Origin of the sequence: Paraburkholderia sediminicola, from assembly GCF_902859805.1 — a bacterium.
Lineage (GTDB): Bacteria > Pseudomonadota > Gammaproteobacteria > Burkholderiales > Burkholderiaceae > Paraburkholderia > Paraburkholderia sediminicola.
This window is the reverse complement of the sequence record NZ_CADIKC010000007.1, coordinates 233,524-248,401: the sequence shown is the minus strand read 5'-3', so window position 1 is coordinate 248,401 and position 14,878 is coordinate 233,524. Positions and strand designations below refer to the sequence as shown.

Genomic DNA, 14,878 nt, shown 5'->3' with positions numbered 1-14,878 from the left:
CGCACTAAACAATCGGCAACGACGCACTGGATCGTTCTATAAATCCGTGCAATCGCGCCCCGGCACCGTCGCGCATGCACAACGCATGCTGCGCCCACCGGCCGCCGACGGCGTCCCGCACTGGCGCGCGGCCCCTGATCGGGTAAAATACCGCCCTTTTCGAGGCGCGTGGGCGTCAAAGGCGCGCCAGCCGGGCCCGGAGCGACACGCGCACGCGGCACGACAATTTTGACCGCCTAGAATAGCGACGGCCGGCCACGAGCCGGCGATCGTCGAGATCGGCACACCACGACGATCAGTTTGATCCAGGAGAAACATGAAGAAGGCCGCACTGTGCGTGACGCTTGCCGTCATGGCCACCGGCGCCATGGCGAAAGAGTGGAAAACCGTGCGCATCGGGGTGGACGCCAGCTACCCGCCGTTCGAATCGAAGGCGGCCAGCGGCCAGGTCGTCGGCTTCGACGTCGATTTGACGAAAGCGCTGTGCGCGAAAATGAACGTCAAGTGCGTGTGGGTCGAGCAGGACCTGGATGGGATCATCCCGGCGTTGAAGGGCAAGAAGTTCGACGCGATCGTGTCGTCGCTGACCGTCACGGATAAGCGCCGCAACCAGATTGATTTCTCCGACACGCTGTTCGACGCGCCGGCCCGCATGATCGCCAAAGCCGGCTCGCCGCTGCTGCCCACGGCTGAATCGCTGAAGGGCAAGCATGTCGGCGTCGAGCAGGGCTCGACTCAGGAAGCCTACGCCAAGGCTTACTGGGAGCCCAAAGGCGTGACCGTGGTGTCCTACCAGAACCAGGATCAGGTGTACGCCGACATCGCATCGGGGCGTCTTGACGCCGCCTTGCAGGACGAATTGCAGGCCGACGCCGGTTTCCTGAAGACGCCGCGCGGCAAAGGCTTCGCATGGGCCGGCCCGGAAGTGAAAGACCCAAAGACGATCGGCGAAGGCACGGCCATCGGCCTGCGCAAGGATGACGTCGCGCTGAAAGCGATGTTCAACCAGGCGTTGGCGCAAGTGCGCGAGGACGGCACGTTCAGAAAGCTGGAAAAGCAGTACTTCGACGTCGATATCTATCCTGGTCGTTGAGTTGCTCATTACCTCGGGGCTCGCCCGCATGGGCTTTCCCGAGGCTTCGTAATACAGTCGCTGATAGCTTCAACAGGCAGTTTCAGACGCAGCTTCAACCCCGATTCACAACGAGAATCGAAAAGCGCGCTGCAAGACCGGCAACGGCCATGCAGTCATGATTTGCACAGCGGTGCGCTGTGCGCCGCAGGAAACGGCGAGCCCAGGCTCGCCGCAAACGCGGTGCAGAGCTGGCCGCGTCTTTCGCGGTGCGTCACAAGCGCATCGTCAAGGACCCCATATGTTCCTTCAAGGCTACGGCCCGCTGCTTCTCAACGGCACCTGGCAAACCGTCAAACTGGCGGTGTTGTCACTGGCGTTCGCTTTCGTGCTGGGCCTGCTCGGCGCGGCGGCGAAGCTGTCGAAAAACCGCTTCTCTTATGGCGCCGGCACCGTCTACACGACGCTCGTGCGCGGCGTGCCCGACCTGGTGCTGATGTTGCTGCTGTTCTACAGCATCCAGATCTGGCTCAATAACCTGACCGACCTGCTCGGCTGGGACCAGATCGACATCGACCCATTCGTGGCCGGCGTCGCGGTGCTGGGCTTCATCTACGGCGCGTACTTCACCGAGACTTTCCGCGGCGCGTTCCTCGCGGTGCCGCGCGGCCAGCTCGAAGCGGGCGCGGCCTACGGCATGACAGGCTGGCAAGTGTTCTCGCGAATCATGTTCCCGCAGATGATGCGCTTCGCGCTGCCTGGCATCGGCAATAACTGGCAGGTGATGGTGAAAGCCACAGCGCTGGTGTCAATCATCGGCCTCGCCGATGTAGTCAAGGCCTCGCAGGACGCGGGCAAGGGCACGTTGCGGTTCTTCTTCTTCACCCTGCTCGCAGGGGCGATCTACCTCGTCATCACCACAGTGTCCAACTTCGTGCTGATGTACCTCGAAAAGCGTTACTCGACCGGCGTACGAAAGGCGGATCTATGATCGAGATCATTCAGCAATTCTGGCGCAACTATCTTTATACCGACGGCTACCGCCTCACCGGCGTCGTGATCACGCTGTGGCTGCTGGTGGTGTCGATCGGACTCGGTTTCTGTCTGTCGATTCCGCTCGCGGTCGCGCGCGTGTCGAAGAAGAAGTGGCTCGCAGGTCTGGTGTGGCTGTATACGTACATTTTTCGCGGCACGCCGCTCTACGTGCAACTGCTGCTCTGCTACACCGGCTTGTACAGTCTCGAGATCATTCGCAATCACGAGCTGACCAACGCGTTCTTCCGCGACGGCATGCATTGCACGCTGCTCGCGTTCACGCTGAACACCTGCGCGTACACCACCGAGATTTTCGCGGGCGCGATCAAGGCCACGCCGTATGGCGAGATCGAAGCGGCGCGTGCGTATGGCATGTCGTCGTTCACGCTGTACCGCCGCGTGATTCTGCCGTCGGCGCTGCGCCGCGCGTTGCCGTACTACAGCAACGAAGTGATCCTGATGCTGCACGCCACCACCGTCGCGTTCACCGCGACCGTGCCGGACATTCTCAAGATTGCCCGCGACGTGAACTCGGCCACGTATCAGTCGTTCAATGCGTTCGGTATCGCCGCCCTGCTCTATCTATGCATTTCTTTTGCGCTCGTGTGGCTGTTCCGCCGCGCTGAGCGCCGCTGGCTCGCTTACCTGCGGCCGCAAGGCAAGTAAACAAGAAGGGCGCTGCGCCCCCAAGCAAGTAAGCCCGCCAAGGATCCCGATGAACACCAAGAAGCAAAAGCTCTTCGTCGACGAGCTTCACAAACAGTACGGCGACAACGAAGTCCTCAAGGGCGTGTCGCTGAAGGCCAACGCCGGCGACGTGATCAGCGTGATCGGCTCATCCGGCTCAGGCAAGAGCACGATGCTCCGCTGCATCAACTTCCTCGAGCAGCCGAACTCCGGACGCATTTTCGTCGACGGCGAAGAAGTCCGCACGCAGATCGGGAAGAACGGCGCTTTGCGCGTGTCCGATCCGAAGCAGTTGCAGCGCGTGCGCACCAGGCTGTCGATGGTGTTCCAGCACTTCAATCTGTGGGCGCATATGAACGTGCTCGAGAACATCATCGAGGCGCCGGTCAACGTGCTGGGCTTAAAGCGCAAGGAAGCCGAAGAGCGCGCGCGCGAGTATCTGGAGAAAGTGGGCCTTGCGCCGCGTCTCGAGAAGCAGTACCCGTCGCATCTGTCGGGCGGTCAGCAGCAACGCGTTGCGATCGCACGCGCGCTGGCCATGCACCCTGACGTGATGCTGTTCGACGAACCGACTTCGGCACTCGATCCCGAGCTGGTCGGCGAAGTGCTCAAGGTCATGCAGACGCTCGCCGAAGAAGGCCGCACGATGATCGTCGTCACTCACGAAATGGCGTTCGCGCGCAACGTGTCGAATCACGTGATGTTCCTGCATCAAGGCCGGGTCGAAGAAGAAGGCCATCCGGACGAAGTCTTCAAAAACACGAAGAGCGAACGGCTCAAACAGTTCCTCTCCGGCAGCCTCAAATAAGACTGTCGTAAAGCCTGGTATTTGGGCTGTAGTCAAAGTAACATTACAAGGCGCTTACGAGCGCCTTTTTTACTTCGCTCACCTCTGCATTCGGGCCGTTCTGGCCTCGAAAATGGGCACGAAGCTGTCCTGAACCACCCTCTTTCCGCCTTACTCTGCCGCATTTGAAGCGTCAATAGTGGCAATCCTTAACGCTGCCCGTCCCAATCCGTGATTCCCTTGCGGCATAAGGGTTTCCCGCCTTTTTTGGGACATCGCAACGATTCCTTGCACACATTCGTATTGCAATTTGGAGACACCGGCCCAAGCCGGTACTAATTTCTTCTCCCACCCCAGGGTATTTTTGATAAATTAGTAACCAAAGTAGCAAAACAAAGTTCATTAAAAGTAGTTTCACTTCAAAGCAACAGAGGAGAACCGGTCGGCGAGGGATCGGCATGGCGCGAAGAATAGCCCGCTGAGGCTATCCGTCACGGCAGGAGACCCAATCCACCCGCTAATCTCCCTGGTACCGATTTCTGTTCGGCGCGCTTGCGTCCGAACACCATTCGCAGTACTAGGTTTCACTTTTTGACAGGGTATGGAGGAGAAGATGAAGAAAGCTTTGCTCGCCGCTGCGTTGATGACAGCCGGTGTAGTTGCGCACGCCCAAAGCAGCGTGACGCTGTACGGCCGCCTTGACGCTGGCCTGGAGTACATCAGCGGCCTTCCGAACAACAGCTATACCGGTTCCACGTCGCGCTTCCGTGCGGAAAGCGGTGACTGGGGTACGAGCTTGTGGGGCATGAAGGGCGTCGAAGACATCGGCGGCGGCAACAAGGTCCTGTTCCAGTTGGAAGGTTCGTTCAACACCATGAACGGTCAGGGTCCTGGCGGCGGCGGTCTCTTCAATCGTTGGGCAACGGTCGGTATGTCGAACGACGCATACGGTACGTTGCTGTTGGGTCGCGAACTGTTCATCTCGAACGGCGTGTGGGACTTCGACCCGTTCGGTCAATCGAACTGGTCGTCGGCTTCGCTGGTGCGTGGCCGCAACTGGCCGCAATCGAGCAACAACATTTCGTACCAGTCGCCGAAGCTCTACGGCTTTGACGTGTACGGCCAGTACGCCCTGTCGAACGCAACGAACTGGAACGGTAACGGCACGACGCCGCAAGGCCGCGAAGCCGGTCTGCAACTCACGTACACCTCCTCGCTGTTCCAGTTGCGCGGTATGTACGACGAAATCCGCAACAGCGCAAACGGTCAATTCACCGACCCGTTCAACTTCTCGCGTGAATACACGGGCGCAGTCAACGTGTTCCTCGGTCAGTTCAAGATCCAGGGCGCGTACCAGGCGATCCGCACGTCGGCCGCAGCCACCGCAGCAGGCGCAGCACCGACCTCGCTCGATCACGAATGGGGTGGCGTGACGTGGCAAGCCACGCCGGCTGCCGCACTGATCGCAGCGGTCTATCACGTGAACGCGAACAAGGGCGCGGGTAACGCAACGATCTACACGATCGGCGGTTCGTACAACCTGTCCAAGCGCACGTTGCTGGACATCCAGGTTGCAACGGTACGTAACAGCAAGACGGCTAACTTCGGCCTCGACGCGAACACCGCAGGTGTTGGTGGTACGGGCAACCCGAATGTGTCGCCTGCAGGCTCGTACGACGAGAACCCGCTGCCGGGTCACAGCCAGACCGGCGTGTACGCAGGTATTCAACACTCGTTCTAATCGAACAGTGTGCCCCGAGGGGAGTTCCTTCGGGGCGTAGCAACAAGTTCTTCAAGAGAATCTTTTTCACGCTGCTGCGAGAGGCGCGTATCGGTGCGATGTCCGAAAGGGTATCGCACCGTTTTTTATTTGCGCGCACGGTTTTACCACTGCCCCGGCGCACCTGATCGGTGCGTGCGTGCCGCGGATGTCAATACCGGCGCTTTAACTCTGCGTTTCAACAGTGCGAGTCGAACCGCTCAAACTGCCGCTTCGTTCTCCTCACCCGTGCGAATGCGGATCACACGCTCCACGTCCGCGACGAAGATCTTGCCGTCGCCGATCTTGCCCGTGCGCGCCGCACCGATGATCGCGTCGATCACCTGATCGCACTGGTTGTCCGCAACCACGACTTCGATCTTCACTTTCGGCAGAAAATCGACCACGTACTCTGCACCACGATAGAGCTCGGTGTGGCCTTTTTGCCGACCGAAGCCTTTGACTTCCGTCACGGTCAACCCCGTGAGGCCGACTTCAGCAAGCGCCTCGCGCACTTCGTCGAGTTTGAACGGTTTGATGACTGCAGTGATGCGCTTCATGGCGGACCTCATCTCGTGATTGGAAGGTTGAAAGGGAAATGGATGATTTTTATTCTACGCCGCGCCGGATGCGTTGCGGCAATCCGGCGCGTGCTTCTGGTCTGCTATGGGGTAAGTCAGTAAGTCCGCAGCCGTTCGCCTGGAGATCACTCCACCGGCTCGGTATAGCGCGACGTAATCGGATAACGCCAGTCGCGGCCGAACGCGCGATGCGTGACGCGAATGCCGATCGGCGCCTGACGGCGTTTGTATTCGTTGATCTTGATGAGGCGCGTGACGCGCTTCACGTCTTCTACCGCGTAGCCCGCCGCGATAATTTCGGCCAGCGAGCGGTCCTCTTCCATGTACATGCGCATGATCGCGTCGAGCACTTCGTACGGCGGCAAGCTGTCCTGATCGGTCTGGTTGTCGCGCAACTCAGCCGACGGCGCGCGCGTCAGAATCCGCTCGGGGATCACGTTCTGCTTGCTGAAGGTGGTGGCCTGATTGCGGTAGTGGCACAGCTTGTAGACCAGCGTCTTGGCGATGTCCTTAATAACCGCGAAACCGCCGGCCATGTCGCCGTACAACGTGCAGTAGCCCACCGCCATCTCACTCTTGTTGCCGGTGGTCAGCACGATCGAGCCAAACTTGTTCGACAGCGCCATCAGCAAGGTGCCGCGAATGCGCGCCTGAATGTTTTCTTCGGTGGCGTCTTCGGCGCGGCCGGCAAATTCCTCGGCGAGCGAGCCGCGGAACGCGTCGAACATCGGCGCGATCGCGATTTCGTCGTAGCGCACGCCGACGCGGCGCGCCATCTCGGCGGCGTCGGTGGTTGAAATGTCCGCGGTGTAGCGCGACGGCATCATCACCGCGCGCACGCGGTCGGCGCCCAGCGCATCGCACGCGACAGCCAGCACCAGCGCCGAATCCACGCCGCCCGACAGGCCGATCAGCGCGCCCGGAAAGCCGTTCTTGTTGATGTAGTCGCGCACGCCCATCACGAGCGCGGCATACACCTGCGCTTCGAGCGAGAGCTCCGGCGCGATTGCCGTGGGCACCGGCTTGGCGCCGTCGAACTCGACAATCGCGTTGCCTTCTTCGAACTGCGCCATCTTTGCGACCAGGTCGCCCTGTTCATCTAGCACGAACGAGCCGCCGTCGAACACCAGTTCGTCCTGCGCGCCGACCATGTTCACGTAGACCATGGGCAAGCCGGTCTCGCGAATCCGCGCGCGCAAAATGTCGAAGCGCACCGCTTCCTTGTTCAGGTGATACGGCGAGCCGTTCGGAATCAGCAGCACTTGTGCGCCTGCCGCCTTTGCCATTTGCGCGGCCGACGCGTGCCACGCGTCCTCGCAAATCACCACGCCATACTTCACGCCGTCCAGTTCGAACACGAACGGTTTCGGGTCGGAAGCGAAGTAACGCTTCTCGTCGAACACCTCGGTGTTGGGCAAATCCTGCTTGCGATAGGTGCCGGCCACTTCCCCGTCGACGATCAGCGAGGCCGCGTTGAAGGTATCGACCGGCGGGACGCCGCGCTCGATCGGCGCGTTTGCATTACCATGGCCGTGCGCTACATCCCGAAGCGGATGGCCGACGATCACATGCAAACCGGCGAAGGGCTTCAGTTGCGCGGCCAGATCGGCGAGCGCCGCCGCACTCGCGGTGTAAAACGCGGGACGCAGCAGCAGATCTTCGGGCGGATAGCCGGAGAGCGCGAGTTCAGGCGCAATCAGCAGCTTCGCACCATCGTTGTGCGCGGCGCGCGCGGCAGCGACAATCTTCGCGACGTTGCCGGCGAAGTCGCCGACGGTGACATTGATTTGAGCAAGAGCGATTCGGGTCTTCATGGCAGGATCGACAGGCAAGCCAGACGGCTTGCGAGTACCGCGGCTGGTTAGCTCGACGGCAACGGACAAATCGGATAAACGAACGACGCACCGCTACATGCTGCGCGTCGCTCATTGGGAACAGTCACACAGATTGAACCAGGAACGCTTTGATTATCGCACGGGCATTCTGGCGTCGCCCTCCGAGGTGGACGCCGCAGAATGGAATGCCCTCCTCGCCCAGCAAGCGCAGCCCACGCCGTTTCTGCGGCACGAGTTCTTGAGCGCACTGCACGCGACCCGTTGCGCGGTCGCCGATACCGGCTGGGCGCCGCAATTCGTCACGCTCACCGACCCGCGCACGGACAAGCTCGCGGCCGCCGCGCCCGTGTATCTGAAGGGACACTCGTACGGCGAATATGTCTTCGATTGGGCCTGGGCCGACGCGTACAAACGCAACGGTCTGCCGTATTACCCCAAGCTGCTGTGCGCCGTGCCATTCACCCCAGTGCAGGGCAACCGGCTGTTATCGGCGGATACGCATGCGCTCCGGCATCTGGCCGCGACGCTGATGGCGTTCGCCGAGCAGGCGGACGTGTCGTCGCTGCACGTGCTGTTTCCGACCGAAACGGAGGCAAACGCGCTGACCGACATGGGCATGATGCAGCGCGAAGGCGTGCAGTTTCACTGGCTGAATGACGGCTATCGCGACTTCGACGATTTCCTCTCCACGCTCGAACAGAAGAAGCGCAAGAACATCCGCGCGGAGCGTCGCAAGGTGCAGGAAGCCGGCGTGACGATGCGCCGGATTCGCGGCGAAGATATCCAGGACGCCGACTGGCGATTCTTCAGCAAGTGTTATCGGCAGACCTACCGCGAGCACTTTTCGAGTCCGTATCTGAACCTCGATTTCTTCCGGATGATCGGCGCGTCGATGCCGGAAAATCTGCTGCTGGTGATCGCCGAATACGAAGGCAAGCCGATTGCCAGCTCGCTCGTGGTCTATCAGCGCGACGGGAAAACCGGCGGCACGCTCTATGGCCGTTACTGGGGCGCGTTGGAACACGTGCCCTGCCTGCACTTCGAAACCGCGTACTACCAGCCGCTCGAATTCTGCATCGAAGAAAAGCTCGGCGCGTTCGAAGGCGGCGCCCAGGGCGAGCATAAAATGGCGCGCGGTTTTTTGCCGACTGTGACACGCTCGGCGCATTGGCTCGCGCATCCGGCCTTCGCCGATGCGGTCGGCCACTTCCTCGACAACGAAAAGAACAGCATCCACGCGTATGTGGACGAGCTGCGCGAACACAATCCGTTCAAAGGCTGAAGCATCCCCATGGCGTGGTTTCTGTATCTGCTCGAATGCTCGGACGGCAGCGTCTATACCGGCATTGCCACCGATGTGCAGGCGCGCTTCGACAAACATGTGAGCGGTGAAGGCGCGCGCTATACGCGTTCGCGCAAGCCGGTGCAGGTGCTGGTGTCGTTTGAGTTGGCCGACCGGTCAAGCGCTTCGCGCGCCGAGTATTGGGTCAAGCGTTTACCGCCGGCCGAAAAGCGTGCGCTAGGAGCAGGATTGCGCACGCTCGAATCGGTGCTGCCCGCACCCGTGCCCGATCCAGAGCCCGACCCAGAACCAGAGCCGGTTGCCGCAGACGAGCCACCCTCCACCTAACCTCTCGCCTCACGCATCCGCTCGGTCAGCAGCCGATGCATCAGCGCGATTTCACCCACTGCGTCCGCCTCGAGCGACGTCAACCGCTCCCGCGGGGGAAGGTCGTGCCGAATCGGCCGCAACGTCCTGTTCAAAGCCGCGTCGATGTCCGCACTCGTGGTGTCGATCCATGCGCCGAGATCATCGTGCATGCTGCGCCGGTTAGTACTTAAGCGCAGTTGGGTCGCCGTTCCCGCCATTTTTCGCAACACGCTCAGCACTGTCAGCGTCACCGTGTCGACCATTGAGTCCTCGAGCTTTTCGAGGCGAATGCGGCCGATGGCCTCCTCGGCGTTATTGCTGCCCAAACCCGCCGCCCGGCGCAGGCGCTCCATGTCTTTCTCGCTTCGGTCCGGCGACTCCAGTGCCGCCCTCAGATACGCAAGATTGGCCCGCACCGCGTCGCTCAGATAGGCGCGATAGTCGACCTTTTCCCGCGTCGGCCACAGATAGAACGTGGCCAGCAGCGCCAATACACAACCGAGTACGTTGTTGCCGAGCCGCGTGAGCGCGAAAGCGAATTCGCTGGCGCCGGGCGTCGCGAAGTCGGCTACGAGCACGAAGGTCGGCGTCAGGAAAAGTACGAAGAGGCTGTAGCTGACAGGACGCAGCGCCATCGTGGCCACCACGAGCGGAAACACCGCCAGCGAAATGCCCAGAGGCGAATGAATCGCATAGCCAATCACCGCCGCCAGCAGACCACCGACGATGCTCCCGGCAGCGCGCTCGATACTCCGCGGCCAGGTCGCGGCAATGGACGGTTGCAGGATCAGCAGCGTCGCCATGGTTGCCCAGTAGCCGAAGGGAAGCCCGAGCGCCCGGATGACCAGAAAACCCGCCGTGGTCGTGACGCCCACGCGGGCGGCGTGGCGCAAGCCGACCGACTGAACGGAAAAGTTTGCCTTGAGGGTCGACCACGTCCGCGTCAGCAGTCTCGCGGCACTGTCCGACCACCCGAGCGGCTGGGCAGTCGTCGGCGCGAAATCGACCAGTTCGAAGTCGAACTTCAATGTCACAGGTTCCATCAGCGCAGATTCGAGTCGCCGCGCGAGGCGCCGCAAACGGGCTTGCAGATCAGCGAGACGGTTCCATTGCGCGTCGTTGGTGGCTGTGCCGATTCTTCGCAGAACCTCGCCGAGCCCGATCAGCAGCCGCGCCGCGCGTCTCGCGCGACGTGCGTCTTCCGGGGTTTTTTCGCAGGCGCCGGTGACCGCAATCAGGTAAGCAAAGAGCGCTTCACTCTCAGTCAGGAGGGCGAGCAAATTGTCGTAGTCTTCCCGGCCGGCCGTTCTCGAGCCCGGCACGTTCGCCAGCGCCTTGCGCGAGCGCTCCAGCGCAGCGCGCGCATCGGCGCGAAATTTCGCGGCATGCGTGGCCCACTCGCCAGGCGCTGCGCGCTCTTCGAGCAGGCGCGCGCTGTCGAGGGCGATATCAGCAAGACGCAGATACACCGCACGCAGCGAAGCGCGGCTCGTGCCGAACGGATGAATGCGCCAGACGGTCAAGCTCAGCACAACGGCGAACAGGCATCCGGCCAGATAGACGCCGAGAAAGGCCGCCCCTTCGCGAACGTTGTGCATCGGCCGGTCGACCATCACCACGCAGGCGGTCGCCGCGAGAATCGTCACCTGTGACGTCGCGGCGCCCCAGATCCTGCCGAACGCGCCGAGCGTCGTGAATATCAGAATGGCTAGCGCGGCGAACACTGTCCCCTCGCCCGACGCGAAGGCGGTCACGCCGCCGCACACGGTGGACAGCAGCGCGAAGCCCATCATCGAGGCGAAGCGCGCGCGATTCGAGCCCGCCGCATCCGCGAGACAGGTCCAGAAAGCGCCGATCGCGGCCCATGCAAATACCGGATCGTGCAGCAGATTGCCGAGCACCAGCATGGCGGTGGATGCGCAGGCCGCTCTCAGCCCTTCCGACAGATTGGCCTCGCTCGTCGAAAACGACACCATCCATACCGGCCGTTTGCGGTAGACCGCGGTGACGAGCGCGTACAGGCTCGCGTACAGGCGGCTCGGCCAGCGCAACGACGAAGGGTTGGACTTGCGATTCAGCATCCGGACGGTGGGCTTCCAAAAAACGCACGTTGGCGCTACCTCAGCGCATTAATACGCCGACGACGGAAAACCTGCCGCGGCCGCCGAATGATAAGGGTTAACACTCATATATAAAAATGCCTTCGGTTCATCCGTTCGATGCGTTGTGTCTATGCGCCGCAACGCCCGGCCAGACAGGCACGCTGACGGCAAGACCCGCTGGGTAGGGCGCGGAATCGCTGAAAACGCCGCCCATGAAAAAACCGCGTGGCCCTTGCAGGCTCACGCGGTTTTTTCATCAAGTACCGATGTAAGGCAGCTTACTTCTTGAAGTTCGCCACGCCTTCGGTGATTTCCTTGTGTGCGGCTTCGATGCCCGCCCAACCTTCGACCTTCACCCACTTGCCCTTTTCCAGCGCCTTGTATTGCTCGAAGAAGTGCTTGATCTGGTCTTTCAGGTACGCCGGAACGTCGTCGATCGACTTGAGATCGGCGGTCATCGGGCAGACCTTGTCATGCGCGACGGCGACCAGCTTGGCGTCGACGCCCGATTCGTCGGTCATTTGCAGCATGCCGAGTGCGCGTGCGCGGACCACCGAGCCGGCCAGCAGCGGGAACGGCGTGATCACCAGCACGTCGACCGGGTCGCCGTCGCCCGACAGCGTTTGCGGAATGTAGCCGTAGTTCGCCGGATAGCGCATGCCCGTGCCGATGAAACGGTCGACGTGGAGCAGACCCGTTTCCTTGTCAGCTTCGTACTTCACCGGATCGCTTTGCGCCGGGATTTCGATGATGACGTTGAAATCTTGCGGAAGGTCTTTGCCTGCGGGGACGTTATTGAAGCTCATGAGCGCTCTCTGATCAGATGGAATTCGGAACACGGCGTGCGGCGCGTGAACTCGAGCGGCGTGAAACTCGCCAGCCCGAGGCGCTACGGCCGGACAGTACGGAATACGCCATTATAGCCAATCGGCCGATGGCACCTCTGGTTGGATCGGCGCGATAATCGTCTGGCGTTCCCCGATTGTGCCTCTCGTTTGTGAACACCGCGTATCTGACCTCGGCCTGAAGCACGGCTTGAATCATGGCTGCGTGACACCTCAAGGAGCATGCATGGAAGAAGCCCGGCATTTCATCGGCGGCGAATGGTCCGCTGCATCAGGTGGCGAAACGATCGCCGTGCTCGACCCCTCGGACGGCCAGCCGTTCACTCTGCTGGCTCGTGGCACCGCGGCGGATATCGACGCCGCCGTCCATGCCGCCCGCCGCGCCTTCGAAGGCGCATGGGGCGCAGCAAGCGCCGCCGAACGCGGCCGCGTGCTGTACCGGCTGTCGATGCTGGTGGCCATCCATCAGGAAGAACTCGCGCAACTCGAAGCCCGCGACACCGGCAAGCCGCTCAAACAGGCGCGCGCCGATTCGGCCGCGCTCGCGCGCTATTTCGAGTTTTACGCCGGCGCGGCGGACAAGCTGCACGGCGAAACGCTGCCCTACCAGGCCGGCTACACGGTGCTGACGATCCGCGAGCCGCACGGCGTCACCGGCCATATCGTGCCGTGGAACTATCCGATGCAGATCTTCGGCCGCAGCGTCGGCGCGGCGCTCGCCACCGGCAATGCGTGCGTCGTCAAGCCGGCGGAAGACGCGTGCCTCTCGGTCTTGCGCGTCGCCGAACTGGCGGCCGAGGCGGGTTTGCCGGCGGGCGCGCTGAATATCGTCACCGGTTATGGGCATGAAGCGGGCGCGGCGCTCGCGCGTCATCCCGGCATCGATCACATTTCGTTCACCGGCTCGCCCGAAACCGGCAAACTCGTCACGCAAATGGCCGCGGAGAACCACGTGCCGGTCACGCTGGAACTGGGCGGCAAATCGCCGCAAATCGTGTTCGCCGATGCGGATCTCGACGCAGCGCTGCCCGTGCTGGTATCGGCGATCGTGCAGAACGCCGGGCAAACCTGTTCGGCGGGCAGCCGCGTGCTGATCGACCGGGCGATTTACGAGCCGTTGCTCGACCGGCTGAGCGGCGCGTTCCACGCGCTGCGGGTCGGGCCGTCGCACGCTGATCTCGATTGCGGTCCGCTGATCAATGCGAAGCAGCAACAGCGTGTGTGGGATTTCCTCTCCGACGCTCAACACGACGGCATCCCGATGGCGGCCCACGGCGAAGTCATCCCCGAAGCGCCCGAAAGCGGCTTCTATCAGGCGCCCACCCTGCTGCGCGACGTGCCCGCAAGCCACCGTCTCGCGCGCGACGAAGTGTTCGGCCCCGTCCTCGCCGCGATGTCGTTCGCCGACGAAGACGAGGCGCTTTCGCTCGCCAATGGCACACAGTACGGCCTGGTCGCGGGTATCTGGACGCGCGACGGCGCCCGTCAGATGCGTCTTGCGCGGCGCCTGCGCTCCGGCCAGGTGTTCATCAACAACTATGGCGCGGGCGGCGGCGTCGAATTGCCGTTCGGCGGCGTGAAGCATTCGGGCCACGGCCGTGAAAAGGGTTTCGAAGCGCTGTATGGCTTCACGGTGTTGAAAACCATCGCGATCCGTCATGGTTAGGCAGGCTGAGTTAACGCGGTTGAATTCGCAGCGAAATTAGTCAAAGCATCACCATCCACAACAAACAACGGAGACATCATGCGGTTGACAGGTAAAACAGCCATCGTCACGGGTGGCGGCTCGGGTTTCGGCGAAGGCATCGCGAAGACCTACGCGCGCGAAGGTGCGAACGTGGTGGTCAACGATCTGAATGGCGCCGCGGCTGAACGCGTGGCGAGCGAAATCGCCATCGCCGGCGGCAAGGCGATCGCGGTGGCCGGCAACGTTGCGCTACGAGAAGATTGGCAAAAACTGCGCGAGGCCGCACTCGAAGACTTCGGCAGCGTGCAGATCGTCGTCAACAATGCCGGCACCACGCATCGCAACAAACCGGTGCTCGACGTGACGGAAGCCGAGTTCGACCGCGTCTATGCAGTGAACGTCAAAAGCATCTACTGGAGCGTGCAGGAATTCGTGCCGTATTTCCGCCAGCAAGGCGGCGGTGTTTTCATCAATATCGCCTCGACGGCGGGCGTGCGGCCGCGCCCAGGGCTCGTCTGGTACAACGGCAGCAAGGGCGCGGTGATCATCGCCAGCAAGTCGCTTGCCGTCGAACTGGGCCCGGACCGCATCCGGGTGAACTGCGTAAATCCTGTGATGGGCGAGACGGCGCTGCTGACCGAATTCATGGGGGTCGAAGATACGCCGGAGAACCGCAAGCGCTTTCTCGCCGGCATTCCGCTCGGGCGTTTCTCGACGCCGCAGGATATCGCCAACGCGGCGCTCTATCTCGCCTCGGACGAGGCCGAGTTCATCACCGGCGTGTGCCTCGAAGTGGACGGCGGGCGCTGCGTGTAAACGCCATGTCAGGCAAATCGC

At 62.0% G+C, this 14,878-nt stretch carries 13 protein-coding genes; 9 read left to right on the top strand and 4 right to left on the bottom strand.

The window, feature by feature from the left end:
• Window positions 1-316: 316 nt before the first annotated feature.
• From R8871_RS24200 to R8871_RS24180, 5 genes are all read left to right on the top strand, one after another.
• Window positions 317-1,093 (top strand): ABC transporter substrate-binding protein, encoded by a 777-nt coding sequence (locus R8871_RS24200; RefSeq protein ID WP_175052737.1) that lies wholly within the window; start codon window positions 317-319, stop codon window positions 1,091-1,093.
• A gap of 280 nt (window positions 1,094-1,373) precedes the next feature.
• Window positions 1,374-2,063: an ABC transporter permease gene (locus R8871_RS24195; RefSeq protein WP_120298324.1), complete on the top strand. Its 690-nt coding sequence runs from the start codon at window positions 1,374-1,376 to the stop codon at window positions 2,061-2,063.
• Window positions 2,060-2,773, top strand: coding sequence for an ABC transporter permease (locus R8871_RS24190; RefSeq protein ID WP_175052736.1), 714 nt, complete (start codon window positions 2,060-2,062; stop codon window positions 2,771-2,773). The genes R8871_RS24195 and R8871_RS24190 overlap by 4 nt, the downstream gene beginning before the upstream one ends.
• A gap of 49 nt (window positions 2,774-2,822) precedes the next feature.
• Window positions 2,823-3,602 carry an ABC transporter ATP-binding protein gene (locus tag R8871_RS24185; protein ID WP_054035062.1) on the top strand — a complete coding sequence of 260 codons (780 nt, stop codon included), beginning with the start codon at window positions 2,823-2,825 and terminating at the stop codon, window positions 3,600-3,602.
• A gap of 592 nt (window positions 3,603-4,194) precedes the next feature.
• Entirely contained in the window at window positions 4,195-5,322 is a 1,128-nt protein-coding gene (locus tag R8871_RS24180; RefSeq protein WP_175052735.1) for a porin, read from the top strand.
• Window positions 5,323-5,561: 239 nt separating this feature from the next.
• Here R8871_RS24180 and glnK read toward each other — a convergent pair whose 3' ends face one another.
• Together glnK and R8871_RS24170 are read right to left on the bottom strand one after the other, a co-directional pair.
• On the bottom strand, window positions 5,562-5,900 hold the full coding sequence (glnK, locus tag R8871_RS24175) for a P-II family nitrogen regulator (RefSeq protein ID WP_006048444.1): 339 nt from the start codon (window positions 5,898-5,900) through the stop codon (window positions 5,562-5,564).
• 146 nt (window positions 5,901-6,046) lie between these two features.
• Window positions 6,047-7,735 carry an NAD+ synthase gene (locus R8871_RS24170; protein WP_175052734.1) on the bottom strand — a complete coding sequence of 563 codons (1,689 nt, stop codon included), beginning with the start codon at window positions 7,733-7,735 and terminating at the stop codon, window positions 6,047-6,049.
• Between the two features lie 133 nt (window positions 7,736-7,868).
• On the opposite strand from R8871_RS24170, the gene R8871_RS24165 reads away from it, so the two are divergent.
• A complete protein-coding gene (locus R8871_RS24165) occupies window positions 7,869-9,038 on the top strand; it encodes a GNAT family N-acetyltransferase (protein ID WP_175052895.1) in 1,170 nt (389 codons plus the stop codon).
• Window positions 9,039-9,047: 9 nt separating this feature from the next.
• Complete coding sequence (locus R8871_RS24160) at window positions 9,048-9,386, top strand: GIY-YIG nuclease family protein (RefSeq protein ID WP_175052733.1); 339 nt, start codon at window positions 9,048-9,050, stop codon at window positions 9,384-9,386.
• Here the strand turns inward: R8871_RS24160 and R8871_RS24155 are convergent.
• Window positions 9,383-11,488, bottom strand: coding sequence for an FUSC family protein (locus R8871_RS24155; protein ID WP_175052732.1), 2,106 nt, complete (start codon window positions 11,486-11,488; stop codon window positions 9,383-9,385). The genes R8871_RS24160 and R8871_RS24155 overlap by 4 nt on opposite strands.
• Window positions 11,489-11,787: 299 nt before the next feature.
• Window positions 11,788-12,315 (bottom strand): inorganic diphosphatase, encoded by a 528-nt coding sequence (ppa, locus tag R8871_RS24150; RefSeq protein WP_175052731.1) that lies wholly within the window; start codon window positions 12,313-12,315, stop codon window positions 11,788-11,790.
• Window positions 12,316-12,580: 265 nt separating this feature from the next.
• Between ppa and R8871_RS24145 the strand changes: the two genes are divergently transcribed.
• Both R8871_RS24145 and R8871_RS24140 read left to right on the top strand, forming a co-directional pair.
• A complete protein-coding gene (locus R8871_RS24145; protein ID WP_175052730.1) occupies window positions 12,581-14,020 on the top strand; it encodes an aldehyde dehydrogenase family protein in 1,440 nt (479 codons plus the stop codon).
• A gap of 78 nt (window positions 14,021-14,098) precedes the next feature.
• Window positions 14,099-14,857 carry an SDR family oxidoreductase gene (locus R8871_RS24140; protein WP_175052729.1) on the top strand — a complete coding sequence of 253 codons (759 nt, stop codon included), beginning with the start codon at window positions 14,099-14,101 and terminating at the stop codon, window positions 14,855-14,857.
• Window positions 14,858-14,878 lie beyond the last annotated feature (21 nt).

Bases quoted from the DNA above. Each gene is read 5' to 3' on its own strand.
- R8871_RS24170 (WP_175052734.1), bottom strand. From the start codon at position 7,735: ATGAAGACCCGAATCGCTCTTGCTCAAATCAATGTCACCGTCGGCGAC.
- R8871_RS24195 (WP_120298324.1), top strand. From the start codon at position 1,374: ATGTTCCTTCAAGGCTACGGCCCGCTGCTTCTCAACGGCACCTGGCAA.
- R8871_RS24160 (WP_175052733.1), top strand. From the start codon at position 9,048: ATGGCGTGGTTTCTGTATCTGCTCGAATGCTCGGACGGCAGCGTCTAT.
- R8871_RS24200 (WP_175052737.1), top strand. From the start codon at position 317: ATGAAGAAGGCCGCACTGTGCGTGACGCTTGCCGTCATGGCCACCGGC.
- R8871_RS24180 (WP_175052735.1), top strand. From the start codon at position 4,195: ATGAAGAAAGCTTTGCTCGCCGCTGCGTTGATGACAGCCGGTGTAGTT.
- ppa (WP_175052731.1), bottom strand. From the start codon at position 12,315: ATGAGCTTCAATAACGTCCCCGCAGGCAAAGACCTTCCGCAAGATTTC.
- R8871_RS24145 (WP_175052730.1), top strand. From the start codon at position 12,581: ATGGAAGAAGCCCGGCATTTCATCGGCGGCGAATGGTCCGCTGCATCA.
- R8871_RS24185 (WP_054035062.1), top strand. From the start codon at position 2,823: ATGAACACCAAGAAGCAAAAGCTCTTCGTCGACGAGCTTCACAAACAG.
- glnK (WP_006048444.1), bottom strand. From the start codon at position 5,900: ATGAAGCGCATCACTGCAGTCATCAAACCGTTCAAACTCGACGAAGTG.
- R8871_RS24190 (WP_175052736.1), top strand. From the start codon at position 2,060: ATGATCGAGATCATTCAGCAATTCTGGCGCAACTATCTTTATACCGAC.
- R8871_RS24155 (WP_175052732.1), bottom strand. From the start codon at position 11,488: ATGCTGAATCGCAAGTCCAACCCTTCGTCGTTGCGCTGGCCGAGCCGC.
- R8871_RS24140 (WP_175052729.1), top strand. From the start codon at position 14,099: ATGCGGTTGACAGGTAAAACAGCCATCGTCACGGGTGGCGGCTCGGGT.